This is a genomic window from Rhizobium sp. CB3171, from assembly GCF_029714265.1.
In the GTDB taxonomy this organism is placed as follows: Bacteria; Pseudomonadota; Alphaproteobacteria; order Rhizobiales; family Rhizobiaceae; genus Rhizobium.
The window spans coordinates 48,397-70,049 of record NZ_CP121656.1 but is presented as its reverse complement, the minus strand read 5'-3'; the positions used below and the strand labels follow the sequence as shown (position 1 = coordinate 70,049).

Genomic DNA, 21,653 nt, shown 5'->3' with positions numbered 1-21,653 from the left:
GAAGAATGCTTGCGCATCCAACACTCGATAAACTCAATTCCATGGGCCTGGCCGGCATGGCAAAGGCCTTCGGGGAGCTCGTCACCAACGGCGAAGCCGAACATCTCTCGCACGCCGAGTGGCTAGGACTGCTGCTCGAACGGGAGTGGAGTTCCCGCTACGATCGTAAGCTTGCCGCACGCCTCAGGTTTGCCAAGCTTCGCCACCAGGCCACCCCGGAAGATGTCGACTATCGCAGCGAGCGCGGCCTTGATCGCGCGCTCTTCATGAAGCTGCTCGGCGGCGACTGGATCAACGCTCATGACAATCTGGCCATTTGCGGACCCTCGGGTGTCGGAAAAAGCTGGTTAGCCTGCGCTCTCGGCCACAAGGCTTGCCGAGACGATCGCTCCGTTCTCTATCAGCGTGTCCCAAGGCTATTTGCCCAGCTTGCGCTCGCTCGGGGCGATGGCAGGTATGCCCGGCTGCAGCGGACTTTGGGCCATGTTCAAGTCCTGATCCTAGATGACTGGGGCCTCGAACCGCTCAACGAACAAGCCCGGCACGACCTCCTCGAAATCCTCGAAGATCGCTACGGCCGCCGATCAACCATCATCACCAGCCAACTTCCCGTATCGGCATGGCATGGCGTCATAGGAGACCCGACTTACGCCGATGCCATACTGGATCGCCTCGTTCACAACGCTCATCGCATCGAATTGAGCGGCGATAGCCTACGCCGAAACCTGCCCCGAAAAGCTTGACACCCTGCCTAAATGAACTGACAACAATCATCGCCTGCAGACCCCACTAAAAAGGGGCGAGATCATCCCGGAATCAAGGGGCGCAATCATCTCGGAACAAAGGGGCGGCTTCATCGGAATCGGCACTGTGTTTCGGCTTCGTCGCGTCCCCACATGCCGGTGGCGACAATCTTGGGCGTGCCGCCCTTGGCCAGCACTGCCTTGCCAAAATGGTCGCCGCGATAAGCGCTGTCGGCATAGACATCGCCGGGATTATCCGGCAGCGCATCAGGACCAGCCTTGCCGTCGTTGATGTTGGCGGGCGTCACGGCGATCTCCTCGACAAGAGCGGTGTCGGCATCCGCACCGACATGGGCCTTGAAGCCATGAACCGCCGGGCGGCCCTTGTGCTTGACCCAATGGCCCTCGTCATCATCCTCGCTGGCCGACGCGATGATCGTCGCATCGACCAGCGTGCCCGTCTTCACCTGGATCGCCTTGGCCTTGAGCTGATCGGTGATCTTGTCAAACAAGGTCTTGTCCAGGCCATGGGCGACAAGAGCTTTTCGAAACCGCACAAATGCTGTCCGCTCCGGCGTCAGCTCCGACCGAGAGAACCCGCAGAATCCACCAAACACACGCTGCTTGCTTCCAAAGAAACATCAATTCCGGCATAGTAGTCCATGGCTGTTCCTCGCTTGATGTTTGGGGCCGACTTGTTCGGACCCCGTTTCAACATCGTCATTCTGAGGGACAGCCACCATCCTGGCTACATTCTCCGAAGCGCCGGCCCATTACGGCATCTAGGCGGCAACAATCAAGGGTTCTTTCGCAATTTTGGTGCAGGCAGGGTGCGGGGTTCAACGTAGACGACCACGCCGGACGAGATCACGCCTTGCGGACCGCCCGTAGTATCTTCTGTGGTTGCCGCCCGTGGGGCAAGAAGTTTCTAACCCAAATATGCGAGTGATCGAGTGCGGTCTTCTGTCAGGCCTTTAAATGCGGCATGTCAAAAGCCGCTGGCCGGTATGGTGATCTGCGGATAAGGCCCAACTCTTTCAAACGAGCTCAGATGCTCAAGATACTACACTGGTTTTCCTGATCCAGATCTGTTCGATCATTTTGCCCATTCGGGTCGTCGCCTTCTTACTCCCTCTTTATCCGAAACCAAGCAGCAGTGGCATATCGATCATGCAACGGCTGCCTGTGTCGGAACTCGATAATCCTCATTTTTCGTGAGCACGGCCCAAATCGTACGCGCCATTTTGTTGGCCAATGCTATCGCAACAAGCATTCGTGGCTTTCGCGCGGCAATGCGCGCGAGCCATGAGCCTTCAATGATCGCTTTGCGGGTCAGCCAGGTTAGGCGCGACATCGCGCCAATGATTAGGAGTCGGCGGATATCAGCTTGGCCCGCCTTAGAAATGCGTCCGAGCCGCTCTTTTCCACCGGAGGAGAATTGGCGCGGAACAAGACCTAGCCATGCGGCAAAGTCGCGCCCGCACCGAAAGCTCTCCATGGGCGGGGCAAAGGCCTCAACAGCCAGGGAGGTCAACGGGCCGACACCTGGAATTGTTTGTAGTCGCCGCGCTGTGTCGGCTTCAGCCGCCAGCGCCTTGATCTTCACTGTTCGTGCATCGATGCGGACCGTCTTCTCGGCAATCTGGTCCATCAGGTCGCGACACTCCTCGCGCATCAAATTTGGCAAGTCGCTATTTGGGTCATTGAGGATCTCATCAACGCGTTTCAACTGATGCATTCCCTGCGCAATAACATAGCCATATTCATAGAGGCAGCCCCTGAGTGCGTTGGCCAGTTCTGTGCGCTGATGCACAAGGCGCTCTCGAGCGCGAAACAAAATTGCCCTGCTTTGTTGCTCGGCAGACTTTGGATCTACGAAGCGCATTTCAGGTCTCTGAGCCGCGATTACGATCGCTTCGGCATCTGCCGCATCGTTCTTCTGACGCTTTACAAAAGGCTTGACGTAATGCGGGGCGATCAACTTCACCTCGTGGCCATACCTGCTCATCTCGCGGGCCCAGTAATGCGCGCTGCCACAGGCTTCCATCACGACCACCGCTGGAGGCTGCTCGGCCATAAATTTGGCAAAACTCCCCCGTGACAATTTCTTCCGGAACTTCAGCTCCCCAGTCATCGACGCACCATGAAGCTGAAAAGCCGTCTTTGCCAAATCCACCCCGATCATTGTATCTTTCGTCACGGTTGCCGTCCTTTCCGCTCAGTGGCTGTAAACACCACTATCCTGGCACATTGCGATGCCGTCTGGGGAGGGCGGCAACCACTCCATCTTTCAACGAAACGTCGAGCCCTATATATTGGTCCATGGTTGCCTCCATTTGGTGTTTGGGCCCGGTGCCAATCGAGAGCCCGTATTTCCATCTTATCGGGGGCAACCACCCACGCCAGCCATGATCTTATAAATTGAGCTGGGACGATCGCGCCGCGATTACCCCATGTGCATCAGCGCCGTGAAACGCATCTTCGGGTTCCGCTTGGCGGCTTCCCGTACGCCTTCGATACCCATCGAAGCGTGTTTGACCCGGCTCTGCGTCCGGCACGCTGGAGTTTCGACGACGTTCCCTCCGATTACACCCCTTCCCTCCATTGCCTCCGCAGGATCATCTCCCTTGTTCGGCAACTTCCCCGGTACTATGGGCGTATCCGACCTCTCATCAGCGTCGATGACTGGATTGTGGTCAACGACCTTCCCAGTCCCGTCCAGTCCATTTGTACTGGACACTGATGAGATCTCGTTGCTTCCGTATGAAAGACTTCCCGGCATGCACAGGGTCTTCGACCGCGCGGGATCGGGGCATGGCTTGCGATTGACGCCATGCACCGTGTTGCCTTCCGCTTCGCTTAACAGCGTCGGCATCCCGAATTGATCATTTCGCGGCTCAATGGCCGGCCTGCCGGTTTCCGCTGTCAACGCTTCGACGCACACCTCGCGATGTGCCCCGCATGACTCGGGTCAGAGTGATTCGCCACTTCTTCTCCGTATTGAACTTTCATCAACTATCTTTCATCGGCTTTGCAGCCGCACTAAGCGCTCATTTCGCTGCGCCTTGACGCAGTGTGGATTGTGGCGCCCGCAGCGGCTTATGCGGAAGTGGATTTGGCGAAGTTAAAACTGCCTCGAGAGCGGCGTTCTCGGCTTCATTGAAGACACGATCCATATGCTTTTCGCTGCGTGGCGCAAAACGATGCAGTTGTGCAGGCGCCAGTTCTTTTTCGAGCTTGAAGACACGCTGCTCAAGGGGGCTCTCTCAGCCCGCAGCGCGGCGTTCTCGGCAGCATTCGCCGTCAGAAGCGCCAAATCGCGCATACGGCCATGACAAACGAAACGCAATATCGGTTTACCTGGTACCGTACGCCAAATAGTATTTTCACAATGCAAGCCTTCTGTGTGAACATCTAAGAGGCTGCCTCAAAAAGAGGTGGGTGATTTCAACAGGTTATGATTCCTTCGGATTTGCGAGATTCGATGGAGAACACGATGGCCTGGACCAAAATCACCCGTCGGCAATATGCCCGGCGAACGGCACGCTACGCAAGCGATATGACGGATCGGGAATGGGGTCTGGTTCAGCCTTTCCTGCCAATGCCGCGCCGCTTGGGCCGCCCGCGGACCACGGATTTGCGAGAGGTGGTGAATGCCCTTGCGTGAACGCACAAAATATGGTCTGGGCGCCGCACGAAAGGATGGCCGCATTGGTGGGCGCCGCCCCAAGCTCAAGGCGCCCAAGAGCAGGAGATCGTGAATTTGGTGCGCACGGGCCAAAAGCTGGGCGATTCAAGGCTTCGTATCGAGCCGGCCGCTGGCAGGCGGATTGACTAAAGTTCAGGCATGAAAACCTCTAACGACAATCCAAACTCGTTGCTTACAAACTTGCCTCACTCTCAAGAGGAACAGCCCAGGCCAACAGAGGATCAGGCAGCAGCCAGCACCAGGGGCAACCATCAATCACTTGGACGGCCGCCGGCCAAACGGCGGCGGATAGAGCCGGATGAACCTGGGACGTCGACACGACGCGGCCAACCCTTGTCTGTGAATGCGCGAACCGTAGCCAGCGAAGGCGCATGGGACAGTCACGTTCGGCAACACGCGGTCACCCACTCGCACCGGCGCGATGATCCCACCGAACGACGCGGTACCGCGCCCGAGCGGCGCCCGGACAGAATGCCCGCTGACGGCAGCGTATCGTCGTCGCATCGTGGGCCACAACGACCAACGCATGGTCTGGAGGCGACGGCAGGTCGCCTGACCGAACAACAGTCCGACCGGACCGCAGGAAAACGACCGCGGGAAGAGCCGTACAGGCAGCGAAAGCGGCCGATGCATCGCTTGGAGTTGACGGTGGCGGATCTGCGCCCGACCGAACATCAGCTCGACTCGGCGGCAAAAAAGCGGCTGCAGGCAGAGCGAGAACTGTATCAGCAACAATTGAGTGCGTCCAGCCAAATAGCTCAGAACCATAACGCCGGCCTGTGCGTGTCCATGGCACGGGACAACGAGCTGGCGCGTCGCATCACTGGCGGGCTGGCGTTGCCCTTCCTGGAAGGGAGCGTCAACGCGCAAACCAACGCACAGCGGCTCGACAAGTACCTTCAGATGATTGCCAATGCAAGGCGGGCCAAGGGGGCAGGCATAACGCACCGCGATCTCGATCGTTGCACCGAGCTCGCGGCGCAGTATCTCTGCGAGACCGGGTGGTTCGAAGGTGCATCGCTGAAGCAGCTGGCTCATGTGGGCAACAAGCTGAGCAAGCACCCGAACCAGCAAGCGTGCATGGATGCAATCGCGTGGATCGCCAGACAGCTCGAGCAGGCCGATGATCTATCGGGGCTGAGTGGCACCCCGTCAGCCCTACTCCTGAACGCCTTCGCCAAGAACATCAACAGTGGTAGGTGTAAACGCGCGGTGGCTCGTTTGGCACGTTACCTGCAACGTGACGACCAGGCCCGGCAGTCTCTGAACGCGCGGGACATCGGCCTGGCACTCAATGCCTTCAGCAAGTGGTTCGATAACCCGGACTGCCAGTCCATGGCGCACTCGCTCGCCGCGTTTCTCGCCAGCGACAGCCGCCTGCGTCATGCGATGGATGCGCAGAGCGTCGCCACGGCGCTCAACGCCCTGAGCAAATGGCCCGACACGGCGGTCTGTGCGGAGGCCGCCGGTGCGCTGGCCGGGCGGCTGGCCGACGAGCCCGGGTTGCGCAACACCCTCAACGCGCAAGGCGTGGCCAATGCGCTCAACGCCCTGAGCAAATGGCCCGACACGGCGGTCTGTGCGGAGGCCGCCGGTGCGCTGGCCGGGCGGCTGGCCGACGAGCCCGGGTTGCGCAACGCCCTCAACGCGCAAGGCGTGGCCAATGCGCTCAACGCCCTGAGCAAATGGCCCGGACGTGCGAACTGCGAGAAGGCCGCCGGTGCGCTGGCCGGGCGGCTGGCCGACGAGCCCGGGTTGCGCAAGGCCCTGGACCCGCAACAAGTCACCAACGCGCTCAACGCCCTGAGCAAATGGCCCGACACGGCGGTCTGTGCGGAGGCCGCCGGTGCGCTGGCCGGGCGGCTGGCCGACGAGCCCGGGTTGCGCAAGGCCCTGGACCCGCAACAAGTCGCCAACGCGCTCAACGCCCTGAGCAAATGGCCCGACACGGCGGTCTGTGCGGAGGCCGCCGGTGCGCTGGCCGGGCGGCTGGCCGACGAGCCCGGGTTGCGCAAGGCCCTGGACCCGCAAGGCGTCGCCAACGCGCTCAACGCCCTGAGCAAATGGCCCGACACGGCGGTCTGTGCGGAGGCCGCCGGTGCGCTGGCCGGGCGGCTGGCCGACGAGCCCGGGTTGCGCAAGGCCCTGGACCCGCAAGGCGTCGCCAACGCGCTCAACGCCCTGAGCAAATGGCCCGACACGGCGGTCTGTGCGGAGGCCGCCGGTGCGCTGGCCGGGCGGCTGGCCGACGAGCCCGGGTTGCGCAAGGCCCTGGACCCGCAACAAGTCGCCACCGCGCTCAACGCCCTGAGCAAATGGCCCGACACGGCGGTCTGTACGGAGGCCGTCGATGCGCTGGCCGGGCGGCTGGCCGACGAGCCCGGGTTGCGCAAGGCCCTGGACCCGCAAGGCGTGGCCAACGCGCTCAACGCCCTGAGCAAATGGCCCGACACGGCGGTCTGTGCGGAGGCCGCCGGTGCGCTGGCCGGGCGGCTGGCCGACGAGCCCGGGTTGCGCAAGGCCCTGGACCCGCAACAAGTCACCAACGCGCTCAACGCCCTGAGCAAATGGCCCGACACGGCGGTCTGTGCGGAGGCCGCCGGTGCGCTGGCCGGGCGGCTGGCCGACGAGCCCGGGTTGCGCAAGGCCCTCAACCCGCAAGGCGTCGCCAACGCGCTCAACGCCCTGAGCAAATGGCCCGACACGGCGGTCTGTGCGGAGGCCGCCGGTGCGCTGGCCGGGCGGCTGGCCGACGAGCCCGGGTTGCGCAAGGCCCTCAACCCGCAAGGCGTCGCCAACGCGCTCAACGCCCTGAGCAAATGGCCCGACACGGCGGTCTGTGCGGAGGCCGCCGGTGCGCTGGCCGGGCGGCTGGCCGACGAGCCCGGGTTGCGCAAGGCCCTGGACCCGCAAGGCGTCGCCAACGCGCTCAACGCCCTGAGCAAATGGCCCGACACGGCGGTCTGTGCGGAGGCCGTCGATGCGCTGGCCGGGCGGCTGGCTAAAGATCACGATCTGCGACAAGCCATGGATGCGCAACACGTGGGCATGTCGCTCAATGCGCTTAGCAGATGTCTCGGAAGGCCGGCGTGCCAAACAGCAGGGCTGTTGCTCGCAGAGCGCGCAGGCTTGGCCGAACTTCCATGGCAGCAGTTCGAGATGCGTGGGATCGCCATGGTGGCCAACGCGATGTCCCGCCTGCTGCACCTTGACGAGGAACAGCTCCAGACCTTGGGTGGCGCCAAGCTGCAGGCGATAGCCGGGCACCTGGAGTTGCACCGCGAGCGTTTTGAGTCCGCCTCGGTCCTGGAGATTGGGATGCTCTTCAAGGCCCTTGCAGCGGCGCGGCTTCATCGCCAGATGCGTCCGCTGGCACGGCCCGCGCTGGAGCGGGTTTCGGTGCTTATGGGGGACGACAGATTACGTGAGACCAACCTCGAGGGTATCGGCAGCCTATGCATGGGACTGTTGCCGTTAATTCGCAGTCCGGAGCTGAACTCTCGCCATCGGGGCCACGCATTACGGGTGTTCAACACGTTGCAGCCTATCGTCGAGCGCAAGATCGACTTGTACCTGACCGGCGGCGATTCGCAGTCTTCGACCGACATTGATCAGCACGCAACGCGATGCCCGGCACTGACCTTTTTCCAGGTACTCAAGGCCTACAGCATGGTGTCCCGGCAATGGAAGCCGCGCCACGTCGAAGGCACTCGCCAGGAACTGCGCCAGCGCCGCGACCAACTGGCGACATGGGTGGACCGGACGCTGGAGCGTACGCGCGAGGCCATCGAGGCGGACCTCGGCGAGATGAGCTGGAACCTGATCGCGCAGATCGAGGCCGATGACCAGACGTTTGACGCCCTGGATCTGCGCATGGCGAAGGAGGCGCCGACGATTACGCAGGCCCACCCACCGACCAGCTTCGACCTGGACGTTGGGCGCTTGAGCATGCGCTCGGCTCCCGGCCAGCCTGGTGTGCCGGCCAACGGCAGCACGACCCATGTTGTGGTCGACTTGCGGGGCAAGGAGGTATCGAACAATGCGACTGAGACAAACCAGCAGTACTCGCTGTTTGCACGGCTGACGGGTCTGCCGCTGGTGGAGGTCCAGCTGCCCGGGGCGATTTCGACGTTCATGCTCGCGCGTACGTTCAACTATCAGGGTGAGCCCTGGCGCTTCGACTTGTTCGGCGGCAGCCGCGCCACGCGCGGCAACATGAGCCGCCCCGCCCAGCTGTTGTCCGGCACATCCGCGGCGCCGTCGCTGCTGCCGGCAATCCGCTATGCCGACACCGCGCCGGGCAGTAGCTTGATGACGCTCGTCGCCAAGCTTGCCCCGCAGCGCGAAGACTGGTCGCGCATGCAGCGTTCACTACTGGAGATGGTGCCGAGCGATCACGTTATTGAGGGCACACTGCGTCTGGGATTCTTTGAAGACGTCAGCGGTCCTGCACACCCGTTCAAACCCTTGGCAGTGGACGGACGCCCCCTGGCGCTGTGCCCCAACGATGGCTGCGGCTTTTTGAAATTAGAGGTAGCCTTGTGCATCCCCGCCTTCCGCAAGCACTATGATGCTTGGCAAGCAGTGCAGGCTGGCCAGGCCAGCCAAGAGCAGCGTGACCTTCTGGCAAACGACAAGGGTCCCACACGGCTGGCACCGCAGGCGCTACAGCACTTCTCGCGCGACGAGGCGGCGCTGCAGGAGGCGCATGAGGCGATGCGGCACCGGCTTGAGGCGCTGCCGCCAGAGCTCAGCCAACTCACGCTATTCGAGCTGGCCACCAGTGGCGGCTACCAGGGCCAGCGAGTCCGGGCGGTGCCCTCCGCCGACGACAAGGTGCATCTGCCGCGCGAGCGCAGCCAGGCCTTCGACGCCGCAGGCGGCCCCTTGCTGATTGGCAAGCCACCCTACGACAAAGAGAATCTGCTACCGGTGCCAGAGGAACGCGTGGCGACCGTGGCGAAGGGCGACGCCACCGCCGAGTTCCTCTCGCAATCCTTCGGCATTCAGTACAGCTACACCGGATTCGACGACCGATCGGGCGACGATGCCCAGATGCTGCACAGCAAGGGCATGCTTATCGTGGTGCCGGAGAAGAACTGGCCGGCCGATTTTGTGAACACGGACCTGGTCTGCTCCAAGGAGGACCTCAAGACGCTGTCGTGCTGGACGGCCGGGCGCGACCGCAGCGCCGTGCCGCGTGACATGCTCAGCACCGGCAGCTTGCGGCTAAAGGACATTGTGGAGCCCGGGCGCATGAGCGCACTGCCGATTGCGGAGCTGCGCAAGCGCAACATGGATACCGACGGCGACGACGCGTTCGTGTACGCGGGCTACCCCAGGCTGGCGGCGCTGATCGCGCGCGAGATGGCCGATCGCGAGGACAGGCGCGGCCAGCCGCAGTCCTTCAAGCCACCGAAGACGGCCACGCCGGCCATTGATCGTGAGACCGGTCATTACAAGGCCGGGCGGCTGTCCGAGATCATGTCGCTGCAGCTTGGCGGTCAGATCATGGGCGCTGCCAGCACCCTGGCGGCGCGCTTCATGGCGCAACCCGACCAATTACGCGAGGCGATGGCGCGCAACATGATGTTCGGCACCTACGATGGCATTGAGCGCGATCTGCGCACCGGCTTGCGTGAGGTACTCGAAGGTGACGCCCGCGATCCACAAGTGTTGGCGAAACTACGCGCCGATGCGCGCGATGCGATTGAACGCGCCCACATGCCTGAGGCACGTGAAGCCGCCCAACTCCTGCACGCGCAACTGCTTCACCTTGACCACCAGGTGTCCTCCGCTGACGTGCCGCAGCTGCCCGATGCGCTGGCGGAGGCCTTCCCGAACCTCGCCAAGGCGTACGTTGCTGCGCCTTCTGCTGAGGCACGTATCCACGCCATCCTCGACAACTACCCTGTGTGCAGGCTCTCACATGCGCAATTCCCTGCCGGACAACCGGGGTTCATCCCCGACGAGCCGGAACTGACCATGCGCAACCTTTTCACCATTGCGATCAAGGTAGGCACCGATGCGCTGAAATCCGACACCGGCACGGCGCTGTTTGCCAAGATCGTGGAGGCGTGCGAACGATCCGAGCGGGGGTTCGCCGAGCGGGTGCGCGTGGTGCCGTACAGCAAGGCGACAGCCCGGGCCATGCACGATGGGAGATTTGATGCTGAGCAGACCAAGGGGTTCCTGCAGCACATGCCCACAATGGCCGCGGGTGTGATGCAGGATGCGCTGCACGCGCTGCAGCAGGCGCGCCTGATCGATCCGCCACCGCCACCGGCCGAGCGCCTGCGCGACGTAAGGACCGAGGACATCACGCTTAACGCCAAATCCCTGCTGACACGCGCCCGCGATATGGAGCCCGTGGTCACCGACATGCTGAATCGTGCGGCGGAGCCCTATGGTGGGCGACTGGTGGGAACACAGCATCAACTGAAGTCGCACGGCTCGCTGATGGAAAAGCTCAAGCAGCAGATGGCTTTGAAAAAGCAGACCCTGGAAGAAGCGACGGCCGGCGTAAACGACGCGCTGCGCTACAGCGTGGCACTGAATCCGCAGGACTTCACCGTCGGCCTGCGTGGCGTGCTGGCCTCGCTGGACGATCAGGGGCATGTGCGCGTCAAGTTGACCAACACGTTTACGAAGCAGAGGCAGGCATTCAAGGCAGTCAACGTCACGTTGCGCAGTCCCAAAGGCGCGCTCTGGGAAATCCAGTTCCATACACCGCAGACCTTCGCGCTTAAGGAGCAATTCCATGATCTATACAAGCGCAACCATGCGCTGCAGATGAAAGGCGCTCCACTGGCTGATCAGTGGGAACTGCAGGCGGCGCAGGAGGCCTTCAGTCGCGTGGCTTTGCCGCCGGCGTGTGAGGAGATCGACGATTGGGCCCTCGAGATATTACACTTTAGCTCGTCAGGAGAAAGCGGTTCGAGGGTGGCAGGGACCTCCAGGTCGCGCACCGTCGCAAGAAAACAGGCTGCGGTCGCTCGCTCGCCGCAAGCCGGCGAAATCCTCGCGGCCCTGGGCACGCGGCCGGTCGTGCTCGTCGGCATGCCGGCGAGCGGCAAGTCGACCATCGGCACCCAGCTTGCCAAGGAGTTAGGGGTGGAGTTTGTCGACACCGATGAGCGTATCGTCGCCGAGCACGGCAATCTGATGGAGATGTTCGCCGACCCTGGCCGCGGCGAGGCCTACTTCAGGGACCTGGAGACCAAAGAGCTCGCCAAGCAGCTGGAGAGAGGGCCCATCGTCATCGCAACCGGCGGCGGCGGCTTTGGCAAGGAGTCCAATCGAGCCCTGATCCTTAATAAGGCGACGTCGATCTGGCTCGACACCGACCTGAAAGAGCTCTGCAGGCGCCTCAAGAGCGACACCACCCGGCCGCTGCTGCAAGGCCCCGACGTCGAGCAGAAGGTTGAACAGCTGTACGAAGAGCGCAGTCCGCTCTACCAAAAAGCCGATATCAGGTTGGCCTTGGCCCCGCCCTTTCAAAAAGACAAGAAAAAAGCTCGCGCTTGCGTGGAGAAACTCTACGCTTTCCTGTGCCGCGACAGAGAAGCCGCCCTGCCCGCTGCCGAGATATCGGATGTCTCCGGTGCTTCCGGCACCGCCATCAGCATGCCACCCACCGCGCGCCGCATGCACAATGATCATCACAACGGCTACGATTGCGGGGGCGGCGTCGTTGAAACCATCCAGGCGCCGGCGGCACCATTGAGTGAAGCGGAACGGCCGCCGCCCCCCGACTCCCTCACCGCCGCCCCGCAGCCTTTGCTAGCCGGCAGTAACGCACGAGCGGATTTAGCGTCTTCCACGAGAAGCAGAGAACGCTCAAGTCGAGGTCGATAAACTCTAGGCGGCGTTGTCCCGTTGTTTAAATGTGGCCACCTCATCGGGAGCAGGTTTCTGGGCTGCATAGGACGCGTCGGCATAAGAGCGCAGTGATGCCGTCAACTTCTCCGCGGCATCCTCAAGCTCCTCCTGTTTCGATTTTGGCGCTGGCTTGATCGACTCGGCCGCCACGACGGGCTCCGTCGCTCTCTGATCCTGCTTCTTCTTCCAGAACATGCATACCCCCCGTTTCCACAACCATAGCATCAGGTTTCCTGACGAGGGAATGGCCTTCGGCGGCCTTGCATCCTTCACCGCCGACAGCAATAGTTGATAACGCGGAGATCCAACCCGCCGCCTAATGATTTCCAAGGCCAGCCTCTCCAGAGGCAGTGAAACCTCGATTGCGTCGAGACCGTTGCGCGACAAAAAGGGCTGTCTGCCGGAGGCAGCCCTTTTGCTTCACCCGCGCAGGTGCAGTGACTGCTGCACCTTCTCGGTCAGCAATTCGTGGAGAGGATTACCGGGGATCTGGCTGGTGTGGAAAACGTAGCCGTTGTTGATCTGGAAAACTATGCGCGGCCGGATCTCCGAATTGTCCGCGATGACCGCTTCATCTGTCAGGGCAATAGCTTGCGGCAGATGTCGGAGCGATCCCTTGTATCGACGCCGGATAGCATCCTCAGGGACGTCGTGACCGCCAAGAGCGACACGAAACTTCACGCGCTCGATGCTCCGTTCGACCGTATCCAGGATGACGTAATAGAGATCGACCTTGAACCCGGCCGCCTTGGCATCGCGCATCAGCCTGATCGACTGCTGGCTGCTCAGTGTCGTCTCGAAGATGAAGGAACGCTTGGAGATCTTTTCTGCGATGCGCTGCAGGGCGAGCTCGGCCGCCTGCCTTTCGATGCTCTTCGAGCCACCAGATGTCAGTGTCCCCGCTATCTCGTCTGCGTTGATATATTCGCCTTCGAGATTGAGCTTCCCGAATGCCGAGGTCTTACCGGAACCGTTCGGCCCTGCCAAAATCGTGCATGTGATTTCCGGCATGGAGGATTATCGCGTCATCACTTTGCGAACGACGACTTCAGGCTCTTCGATTTTCTTCGAAGCCTGCTCGGGATCTGCGCAGCTCGGCTCCAAGCCGATCTTCCGGCCAGTTTCACGAGCCTCGACCCCGATCTGCATCAGGGTGTCATAGTTCTCACGAAGTTTCTGTAGCAGCATCTCGATTCTCCTGTGTCGCCGATGTTACCCTGATTGCGGGGAAACGGCAAATTCGCCCGTTACTTCGGGACGCCGACCCGAAATTCAAGGCCTTCCAACGCGAGATCCACGGAAGCGAAAAACTCGCCATTGTAGGCCGGGAGCTCCGCGGGAAATAGTTTTGTTCCGGAGAGTGTGAACGTCTTCATCTTGATCTTTCCTATACGCACCAAGGCGTTGAAGAGATCTATGGAAAACTTGATGCCGAGTTCGTCGCTTGTTCTGCCTGCAATCTCATTGTCGATGTCGTCGATGATGCGCGGTAGCATGAATTTCCTCCGATTTTGATATAGCGCAAGCTCTTGCATCATTCTCGGCCGACGGCAACACTGGATATCAACGGGTCGCGGGAGACGGCCTATGTCTTCGGACAAAGCCACTCGGCATCCCCCTTTCCTATCTCTGAGCGCAGACCCCGCTGTTCATCCGACGGGGTTCTTTTTTCCCTGTAGGCCGATCAGCGTATCGACTGACTCAACGCCCTCGATCTCCTGGTCCTGGGCGAGGTCCATGTCCTCCAAAGCATCCGGAGGCAGTTGAGCTGCGGCCCTGTTCGCAGACATTCGGAATAGGACGGTATTCGCCTCAGCCGCCAGCTTGCGCACGATCTCCGACAGCTTCTTCCTATCCTCGGAGCCTTCCTCTGCCTCATGCAGCTCCCGGACGAGACCATGATCGGATCCGGCATGAGCTCGGCAACCACGTCATCCGGCAGCCCTGACTTCTCGCCGTGGTCGGCTCCTGCCTTCCTCTGATCGTGGCTATAGATCGCCGCCTGCGCTATTCTGATCCCGATCGGCACCTCTGGTGCCAGTACGCGATGTATCTGTCCTTTGCCGAACTTGTCAGCAAAGCGGTCAATGCCGGCTGGGGCGAGCGGGAAGTTGCAGCAGCTCTCGTCGACCTGGCTGATCATCATATGCTTGGCCTGATCACGTTAGGCGAAATCGACGAACTGCTCGGTGCCATCAAAAAAACGTTCTTGACTCATATTGAGGCCTTTATCAACCAAAGACAGCAAATTTGTTGTGAAGTCGTGCTTTCCATGCGATTCTTCGGTCAGTCCCGAAGGAGGTAATTATGTCTGAAATGATGCTGGCAACGCTTTCCAATATTCGGACGGTTGACGACATGGTCGCCGCGTTCCGGGACGAGGAGCATTGCCGTCGTTTGCTCGAAAGCATGGTATGGCCGAATGGCAGGATCTGCCCCGCCTGTGGTTACAAACGCTCGATCGCGATAGCTGGCCGCGATACTGGCAAGCGCCGTGCGCGGCCGGGTCTCTATCAATGCTCCAGCGGTGATTGCCGTTTCCAGTTCACGGTGACAACGCATACGCCCTTGCACGCCACGAAACTTCCCTTGCGCGTATGGCTCAAGGCGATGTGGCTATTGTTGCAATCGGACAAAGGCTTGTCCTCGGTTCGTCTCGCCGAGACGCTCGGTGTAAGCCAACCCACGGCCTGGCGGATCGGTCATGCTCTGCGTCTCATGGTGGCGCGCGAGCACATCCTCGACGGCACGGTAGAGATTGACCATTTCTATCTCGGTGGCAGGCCACGAAAGCATCCCGATGATCCATCGCTCGGAAGAGGCCGCAAAGGGCAAGTAAAAACGCAGAAGACGCCGGTCGTGGCGACTGTTCAGCGACCAGCAGATGTCACCCCGGGTTCCGCTGCGGGCGATGTTCGCGCCGCTGTCGTTACCGGCCTTTCATTGCGTGCTGCCGTAGGCGCGATTGCACCACAAGTCGAGCTTCAGGCACATTTGATGAGTGACGAGGCAAAGGCATTCATGGCTATTGGCGAGAGCTTTGCCGCACACGAGACGGTCAACCACTCCAGCCGCGAATATGTCCGTGATACCGTCCACGTCAATTCAGTTGAAGGGTTCAATGCTCGGGTCCGCCGAACCATTGCAGGTGTCTTTCATCACATCAGCCCGGAACTCGCCGATTTGTATTGCCATGAGATAGGCTTCCGCTGGTCCCAACGTGTCGTAACCGGCCAGGCTATGCGAAAAAGCCGAAATGGCAGGGAAAGTATGAAAACCCTTTGGTCGCGGGTGCCTCCCGCACTGCAGTTATTGCAAGTGTTCCGCGCTACCGCCGGTCGCCAGATGCACAGAAGCCCGGACGGCGGCATCATTATCAAATCGGCCGTAGCTGCCTTTGGTTGATAAAGGCCCATATTGAAAAAAGAGAACATAATAGGAACACATTGGCGGCGGAATAACCGCCGTTCACCCGATACCCTGTTGATGAGACTCCCTGGCGACAGCGGAGAAGGAAGAAGCTTGCCCGATGAGTAGGACGGTCGCCCAAACGGAAGAACCGGAATTCGATCCGGTTGAAGTCGCACTTGCTTTTTGCGGCGGTGATGCCTGTGCGACAATTGCTGCCCTGCTGGACGAATTGCAGTTCGTCCGCGGGCAGTTGGCCTTAACCGAAGCCGGAATGTCGGTTGGCTTCACAAGGGGCTGGAAGCCGCATTTTGGAGGAGAACAGTGATGGATTTAATCGTCGATGTCACCCCAAAGCCAGGGCCGCTGGTTATCACAGAGGATGACGCGATCGCTTTCGCGGACTTCCTCACTTTCGTGTCAGCATATTGCAGCGACAAGAGCGAGCGCGACGGCCGTAGATGGAAGTCGAAGGATCTACTTGAACGGCTAGATCGGATGCGGGGCCTGTGCGACAAGCTGATCGACGAGCCGGAAATTGAGCAAGGCACCTACTGGACACCCTACAGCGAGTGTCAGGTGGACGAAATTCAGCCGATCCTGCTTCAGGAGATCGGCAACAGGACGGGCGTGAAGCTCTATTATGCCAGCCTTTTCGATATCCCGTCAGGCGCGCCCATTGGCCATATAGAGTTGGCTGTCGATACCGAAGTGAAAGAGGCCTGTGGCCTGTGGCCTGTTCTTCATTCCTTGCGGCTTTGACAGCGAGATTATTGGACCGGAGTGGCTTGCCGCCTCTGGCTTGGTCCGGAAAATCAGTGTGTCGTGCCGTTCAGCCGCTTTGCCGAACCAGATTATACCAGCCATGTGGAAGGAGAACGCGTGCCGAACGCGTGGTTTGCCGGAGACGAAGACTGTCCACTGCTCTGGTTTGCCGGCGCATGGGTGGCGAACTGGACCAGTGTTCGAAAGATCAAAGAAGGCGAAGTGACGTGCGACCTTTATGGATTCCTGACAACGTCACCGAACAGAGTTGTTGGTGAAATTCATGAGAAAGCGATGCCGGTTATTCTTCGGACCGTGGAAGAAATCGAATTATGGATGACAGCTCCATGGGAGGAAGCGAAACGGCTGCAGCGTCCAATGCCGGATGACGAGCTGCTGTTGCTTTCGCCAGAGAGCGTGCCCGCATGAGCGACTGGAAACGGAAAGAAGAACGCGTGCCAAGTGATGTGGCGGGTCAGCTCGAATATGCAGCCGATCGCATTGGAGACGCGTCTCGTGCCGACCTGCAGATCATGCTGCGACGCGCGGCGCTTGTGATCCGGAACGCAACACCGATCGGCCTGGATGCTGACACCGACGACGCTTTGCTCTCGATCGCTGGCGAACTCGGCATAACGCGAAATGACATGATCCGGCATATCATCAAGGAGTGGCTGGAAACGAACGCCTACCTGCCGGTGCGGGAGCTGGATGAGGACGGCGACGTGGATGGCATGGCATGAAGACGTGGGTTGTTTCACGCTGCGTGGTCTTGAAGGTAACCGTCCAACTCCTTTGCAACTGAGATCAGTTCGACGACGAAATCGACCACCTCGGGCGACGTCATCTCGCATGGCTTCAGCACCATACCTTAATGTTGAAGCTGACGATGTCTCTCCCGCCAAGCTCAGCGGTGATATCCCTGACTACGAGCGAATGGGCGCACGATCTGTCTATCCTCTGCGAGGAATAGCGCCTTCGCGCCGAGATTGAAGGAGAAGTTTTCTTGTGAGGCCATACCTGTAGAGATTAAGCGAATATTCTTCTTAGTCTAATTGTCTGATATCAGTCTCCCGCCCTGTCATCACCCGCCACGCGGTGGTGACAGGGTGAAAAGCTACCGGGCAAAGACGCCGCAGCCTTCAATTGGTGAGATGTTAGTGCCGTTGTTGCGGTTTTTGCGTCTGCTTTTGCGCTTCACCCTGGTGGTTGGCCTGCTTCTCTGAAAGCAGCTCTTGCTGAATCTGGCGCTGACGCTCGATTTCGGGGGACTGGTTCACGTCGGCGGGAATCGACTGCGAGGGATTCTGATCTACTGCCCGCTCCGCCCGGACTGCGGCATTGGCTTCTGCCTGAGTGCGATAGGCATGGTCCTCGCCGCCGCCGTCAAATGGACGCTCCTGCGTGGCAGCACTCCGTTCAGCCTGCCGGACCTCGCGAGTGGCCTCGGCGTCCGTCCGCTCCCGGATGGTTTGTAGGGCGAGCTCGATTTCGGCGTCGGACTTCCGCCCTGGTTCCTGCGGGGTCATGCCGTCGGTGAAGCCTGGCCGCCTTTCCTCGCGCACCTGCTCTTTCTGCCGGCGCTGCTCGACTTTTTCCTGGGCGGCGACAAGCTTGTCCTGCAGTTCCGGATTGCTGATCTTGAAGCCATGTTCGGCAGCAAGCTCGACCGCCAAGGCCTTGTCGCGTTCGGAACCATTGACGGTGATGGTGTCCCACTTTTTCGCCGCCTCGCGCATAGCAGCCAGCATCGATTCCCGATCGCGATCGACTGGCCTGACCTTATCGCCGTCGACAATCGGCGCCGTGGTCTGGGGTGCCGACGATTGCGACAGCTCCCGCCCGGCCGCCTCGCTCTGCACCTGCAAAGTCGGCGCCTCGGATCTGTTGCCCGGCACGATACCAGCGCGACCGGCTCGCTCCCGAGCAATTCGCTCGCCTGCCGCAATAAGCCTGTCCTGCAGTTCGGGATTGGTAATCTTGAATCCGTGCTCCGCGGCAAGCTCGACGGCGAGCGCCTGGTAGTTTTCGGTGCCATTGATCGTGAGCGAACCCCATTTCCGGGAAGCGACCTGCATGGCAGCCAGCACCGCCTCGCGATCCTTCCATTGCGCGATCTCGACCTTATCGCCATGATCGGTGAAGGCGACCGCTCCTGCCTTGCCGTTCTCCTTGCGGCTGACATAGCGGATCAGTTCGCCACGCTCCTCGGCCACGAACTGGCTGAACTCGTGTTTGACGGGAGCAACGAATGTTTCGCCTTCGACCGTTCCGCGTTTGCGTTCGATGCTCTCCTGTGTGGCCAACATCTGCTGCTGCGTCTCCTTCAGCTTGCCATGCAACTCCTCGATCTGAGGCTGGCGGTCGGCGGGGAGATTCTTCTTGATCACCTCCATTTGCTCATCCATTTGCGCAAATGAGGTCTTCATCACATTCAGATTTGCCATGTTGTCAGCCTCCTCTGTGGGCCTGTTGGGTTGTGTCGATTGGGTTTCGGCAGCCATACGTTCCATTGATCGGACAGCGGTCTCGCTGCGCCGGCGGAACTCCAGCACGGCCGCCGTTTCAGTCTCCGTCAGTGGAACGGGACGCATCGTGCCGGCAAGTTCGCGTGAGACGACGAACCGGGTGGCATCGTCCGCATTGGGTTGCCCACGCGCCGGCGCAACGTGGTGCCTATCGGCCGGGCGAACATCGATATAGCTGAGCGTGCCGCCAAAACGGTGTGCGAACTCGGCGGCCTCGGCACGATTGCGGGTGAAGATCGGCGCCGACGATCGCGTTCCCGGCCGTTCCGCACGATAGAGCCGCAAGACGCCTGGTTCCGGGTGATGTTCATGAAGTGCCTCGGACGCAATGGCCGCTATCTGGCTCCAACCCTGTGCAGCCGCAACAGCATGCCGTTTGCCCTCCTCCCTTGTTGGGATATGGACAACACTTGCCTTCACCGCCTCGACGCGCCGACGAACATCCTCCGTCGCAACACCGCGTTCGACGCGATGAATATCCTTCAGCTTGTAGCCGGGCGGATTGGCGCGCTCGAAGCGGCTCATCGCATCCATCGGAATGTTGCGTTCTCGTGCCTCTTCCGCCAACGTCTTGCGCCACCGCTGAAAATCCTGGATCCGCGGATGACGCGGCTTACCGGTCTCCGACCGCATTTTCACGGCGGCGTGGACATGTAGATGTTGGCGGTCCTCGTGCAGCACAAACGCGTAGCGATGACCGGCAAACTCGCGAGCCAGCGTCGCTCGGGCCGCATCGACAAACTGCTCCTTCGGCGTACGCGGCTTGGCGCTGAAGATGATATGCGCGACGTCGCGACGCTCCTGTGAGCGCAGATCGCGCTTCCAGTCTTTTGCCTCCTCAAGCGCTGACGAACCGGCATCGATCAAGAGATCGGTGGTAAAGGATCCGTCTCTGTTAAGCCGGACGGCAAAAGCCTGATGGCGTGTGCCTTTGCGGATTTGTGAAAGATAGCGGCCGACGCCCTCTACGCCATGAGCGAACCCATGCACTTCGAGTTCCGTGCCGGCGCCAAAGGCGGTCTCAAGCCGTGCTTCAAGAGCGGCCAGAGACTTGCGATTGTCATAGATGCGCAGCGCCTTGCGCTCGCCGGGATTGGCGCGCGCGGCGGCACTCATGACGACGTCGACCACCCTTCCCTTTCCTGTCGCATCAGGCCCACTGCGCCAGGCAATCCGATGGCCGGGCAAGGCCTGCTTCAGCGCAGCGCCAATTGCCTCGTCGGACTCCGATCGAACCGTCAATGACAGACGGAGCACGTCTCTCGACGGCTGTCGGCCGTCTTCCTCGGCCCATTCATCGGCCAGCGCCTGGATCCAGCTGCCTCCGGACACTCGCTCGCCGGTCTCACGTTCGACCGCCAGTTCGCCATCCCGGCTCTGATAGGTGAGCAGTTTGCCAATACGAGCGCCGCCGGCGGCATAGCTGACCAGTTTGACGACGGCGGGCTGCGATCCTGCTGCAACGGCCAGGCGCTCGGCCGGCCCGGCAGTTCGCCGCCGCGAATCTGGAGTTGATCCGCTGTTACCAGGCTCACGACCCGATTTGGATGCTCCCCTGCCAAAAGGAGAGGCCGCGCTTGCGGGAGCGGCTCCCGCGCCCCCGCGACGCCTGCGCCGCTCGTCTTCGTCAACCGCCGCGCTGACGACCGGGGTCACACCCGTCCGCGGTTTTCTGCCGGTATAAGGTTTGCCGTCGTCGGCGCGGCGCTTTGGTTTCGGTCCCGGCTTACGTCCAGTCTTCGCAGCCGCCAGCACGTCGAGGTCCTGCTGCTCCAGAAAATCGGCGGCTGCCCGCCGCTTCTTCCGCTGCTCGATCTCATCGAGCAAGCTGAGGAAGGCGCCGACATCAAACATCTGATCTTACCAGGCGCTTAGCGCGAGCACGTCCCCTCGCCCGCATCTCATCGAGATTGCGTTCAACGTCAGCGACGATCCTGACAAGTCGGCCAATGCCGTCACGAAGATGCTCATAGCCCGGGTTCCGGCCGCTGTTCAGCGCCCGAGCCACCTGGTTAAGGTTCACTCCCACCTTCCTGAACTGCACCACCATCGCTTTAAACTGTAACGCGAACTCTCCCTCCACAGTTGGACCATGGCCGCCAGCTTCGCGTGCCAGACGCCGCAGCACTTCGCTGATTGGCAATCCAGCGTCTTCGGCGAAGTCTTTGAGCGCGGAAAGCTCCGTCTCCGACAGTCGCACACATACCGTTTTGCTTCGTTTCGTCATTGTCATCGGCCACGTCCGTCGTCGTTCCGGTCGCTCTTGCGACTGCCGGAACGACCTCATCCGCCCGCGTCGGGCACACGCCAGTTTTGTAATACAAAAACTGCTATCCTGCCATCCAAATAATTCTCCTTTATCATCTATTTTCAAATACTTATGTTACTTTCGGCAGTGGCGGCACTGACAGTACTTTCATCACGTCGGGTAGTGACCGAAGTGGTGACAGCTCGCGCGCTTGCAAAACCACTGCATGTCGCAGAAGTGCCAGGACGGCAATGACGGGCGCCAGTGGTACCAGCGGCGGCCCTGCATGCAGCAGCAGCCGTTACGGTCGTTGCGGAACTGAGTTTAGCGACGTCACTGGGAGCAGATGCAATACCTGCGACAGCGCCAAC

General features: G+C 60.8%; 17 protein-coding genes and 2 pseudogenes. 9 read left to right on the top strand and 10 right to left on the bottom strand.

Annotated elements, in window-relative coordinates; all coding sequences use genetic code 11:
• The first annotated feature begins 5 nt into the window (after window positions 1-5).
• Complete coding sequence (gene istB / locus QA648_RS35775; protein ID WP_104825865.1) at window positions 6-743, top strand: IS21-like element helper ATPase IstB; 738 nt, start codon at window positions 6-8, stop codon at window positions 741-743.
• Window positions 744-853: 110 nt separating this feature from the next.
• On the opposite strand, the gene QA648_RS35770 is transcribed toward istB, so the two are convergent.
• The 4 genes and pseudogenes from QA648_RS35770 to QA648_RS35755 all read right to left on the bottom strand — a co-directional run.
• Window positions 854-1,300 carry a transposase gene (locus QA648_RS35770; RefSeq protein ID WP_283055053.1) on the bottom strand — a complete coding sequence of 149 codons (447 nt, stop codon included), beginning with the start codon at window positions 1,298-1,300 and terminating at the stop codon, window positions 854-856.
• A 611-nt stretch (window positions 1,301-1,911) separates the two neighbouring features.
• Complete coding sequence (locus QA648_RS35765; RefSeq protein WP_283055075.1) at window positions 1,912-2,928, bottom strand: IS110 family transposase; 1,017 nt, start codon at window positions 2,926-2,928, stop codon at window positions 1,912-1,914.
• Between the two features lie 261 nt (window positions 2,929-3,189).
• Window positions 3,190-3,525 carry a hypothetical protein gene (locus QA648_RS35760; protein ID WP_283055052.1) on the bottom strand — a complete coding sequence of 112 codons (336 nt, stop codon included), beginning with the start codon at window positions 3,523-3,525 and terminating at the stop codon, window positions 3,190-3,192.
• A gap of 349 nt (window positions 3,526-3,874) precedes the next feature.
• A pseudogene (locus QA648_RS35755) lies at window positions 3,875-4,068 on the bottom strand (IS66 family transposase); the annotation flags it as partial.
• A gap of 171 nt (window positions 4,069-4,239) precedes the next feature.
• Between QA648_RS35755 and QA648_RS35750 the strand changes: the two are divergent.
• Together QA648_RS35750 and xopAD are read left to right on the top strand one after the other, a co-directional pair.
• Window positions 4,240-4,404 (top strand): annotated as a pseudogene (locus QA648_RS35750) (IS5/IS1182 family transposase); the annotation flags it as partial.
• A gap of 186 nt (window positions 4,405-4,590) precedes the next feature.
• The gene (xopAD, locus tag QA648_RS35745; RefSeq protein ID WP_283055051.1) at window positions 4,591-12,309 is read left to right on the top strand and encodes a XopAD/skwp family type III secretion system effector; all 7,719 of its coding nucleotides are present in this window, start codon (window positions 4,591-4,593) and stop codon (window positions 12,307-12,309) included.
• Between the two features lie 3 nt (window positions 12,310-12,312).
• On the opposite strand, the gene QA648_RS35740 is transcribed toward xopAD, so the two are convergent.
• The 4 genes from QA648_RS35740 to QA648_RS35725 form a co-directional block, all read right to left on the bottom strand.
• Entirely contained in the window at window positions 12,313-12,528 is a 216-nt protein-coding gene (locus QA648_RS35740) for a hypothetical protein (RefSeq protein ID WP_283055050.1), read from the bottom strand.
• A gap of 225 nt (window positions 12,529-12,753) precedes the next feature.
• Window positions 12,754-13,344 carry a zeta toxin family protein gene (locus tag QA648_RS35735; protein WP_283055049.1) on the bottom strand — a complete coding sequence of 197 codons (591 nt, stop codon included), beginning with the start codon at window positions 13,342-13,344 and terminating at the stop codon, window positions 12,754-12,756.
• A gap of 6 nt (window positions 13,345-13,350) precedes the next feature.
• Window positions 13,351-13,521, bottom strand: a complete 171-nt coding sequence (locus QA648_RS35730; RefSeq protein WP_283055048.1) for a hypothetical protein — start codon at window positions 13,519-13,521, stop codon at window positions 13,351-13,353.
• Between the two features lie 59 nt (window positions 13,522-13,580).
• On the bottom strand, window positions 13,581-13,829 hold the full coding sequence (locus QA648_RS35725; protein WP_283055047.1) for a hypothetical protein: 249 nt from the start codon (window positions 13,827-13,829) through the stop codon (window positions 13,581-13,583).
• Window positions 13,830-14,290: 461 nt separating this feature from the next.
• Here QA648_RS35725 and QA648_RS35720 point away from each other — a divergent pair, with 461 nt between their 5' ends.
• From QA648_RS35720 to QA648_RS35695, 6 genes are all read left to right on the top strand, one after another.
• The gene (locus QA648_RS35720; protein WP_283055046.1) at window positions 14,291-14,638 is read left to right on the top strand and encodes a hypothetical protein; all 348 of its coding nucleotides are present in this window, start codon (window positions 14,291-14,293) and stop codon (window positions 14,636-14,638) included.
• Between the two features lie 2 nt (window positions 14,639-14,640).
• A complete protein-coding gene (locus QA648_RS35715; RefSeq protein WP_283055045.1) occupies window positions 14,641-15,738 on the top strand; it encodes an IS1595 family transposase in 1,098 nt (365 codons plus the stop codon).
• Window positions 15,739-15,862: 124 nt separating this feature from the next.
• Window positions 15,863-16,069 (top strand): hypothetical protein, encoded by a 207-nt coding sequence (locus QA648_RS35710; RefSeq protein ID WP_283055044.1) that lies wholly within the window; start codon window positions 15,863-15,865, stop codon window positions 16,067-16,069.
• Window positions 16,069-16,503: a hypothetical protein gene (locus QA648_RS35705; RefSeq protein WP_283055043.1), complete on the top strand. Its 435-nt coding sequence runs from the start codon at window positions 16,069-16,071 to the stop codon at window positions 16,501-16,503. The genes QA648_RS35710 and QA648_RS35705 overlap by 1 nt, the downstream gene beginning before the upstream one ends.
• Before the next feature lie 21 nt (window positions 16,504-16,524).
• Window positions 16,525-16,935, top strand: coding sequence for a hypothetical protein (locus tag QA648_RS35700; protein ID WP_349254346.1), 411 nt, complete (start codon window positions 16,525-16,527; stop codon window positions 16,933-16,935).
• Window positions 16,932-17,249, top strand: a complete 318-nt coding sequence (locus QA648_RS35695; protein WP_283055041.1) for a CopG family transcriptional regulator — start codon at window positions 16,932-16,934, stop codon at window positions 17,247-17,249. The genes QA648_RS35700 and QA648_RS35695 overlap by 4 nt, the downstream gene beginning before the upstream one ends.
• A 414-nt stretch (window positions 17,250-17,663) precedes the next feature.
• Here QA648_RS35695 and QA648_RS35690 read toward each other — a convergent pair whose 3' ends face one another.
• Together QA648_RS35690 and mobC are read right to left on the bottom strand one after the other, a co-directional pair.
• Window positions 17,664-20,888: an LPD7 domain-containing protein gene (locus tag QA648_RS35690; protein ID WP_283055040.1), complete on the bottom strand. Its 3,225-nt coding sequence runs from the start codon at window positions 20,886-20,888 to the stop codon at window positions 17,664-17,666.
• The gene (gene mobC / locus QA648_RS35685) at window positions 20,881-21,267 is read right to left on the bottom strand and encodes a plasmid mobilization relaxosome protein MobC (RefSeq protein WP_283055039.1); all 387 of its coding nucleotides are present in this window, start codon (window positions 21,265-21,267) and stop codon (window positions 20,881-20,883) included. Before mobC ends, QA648_RS35690 begins: the two co-directional genes overlap by 8 nt.
• Window positions 21,268-21,653 lie beyond the last annotated feature (386 nt).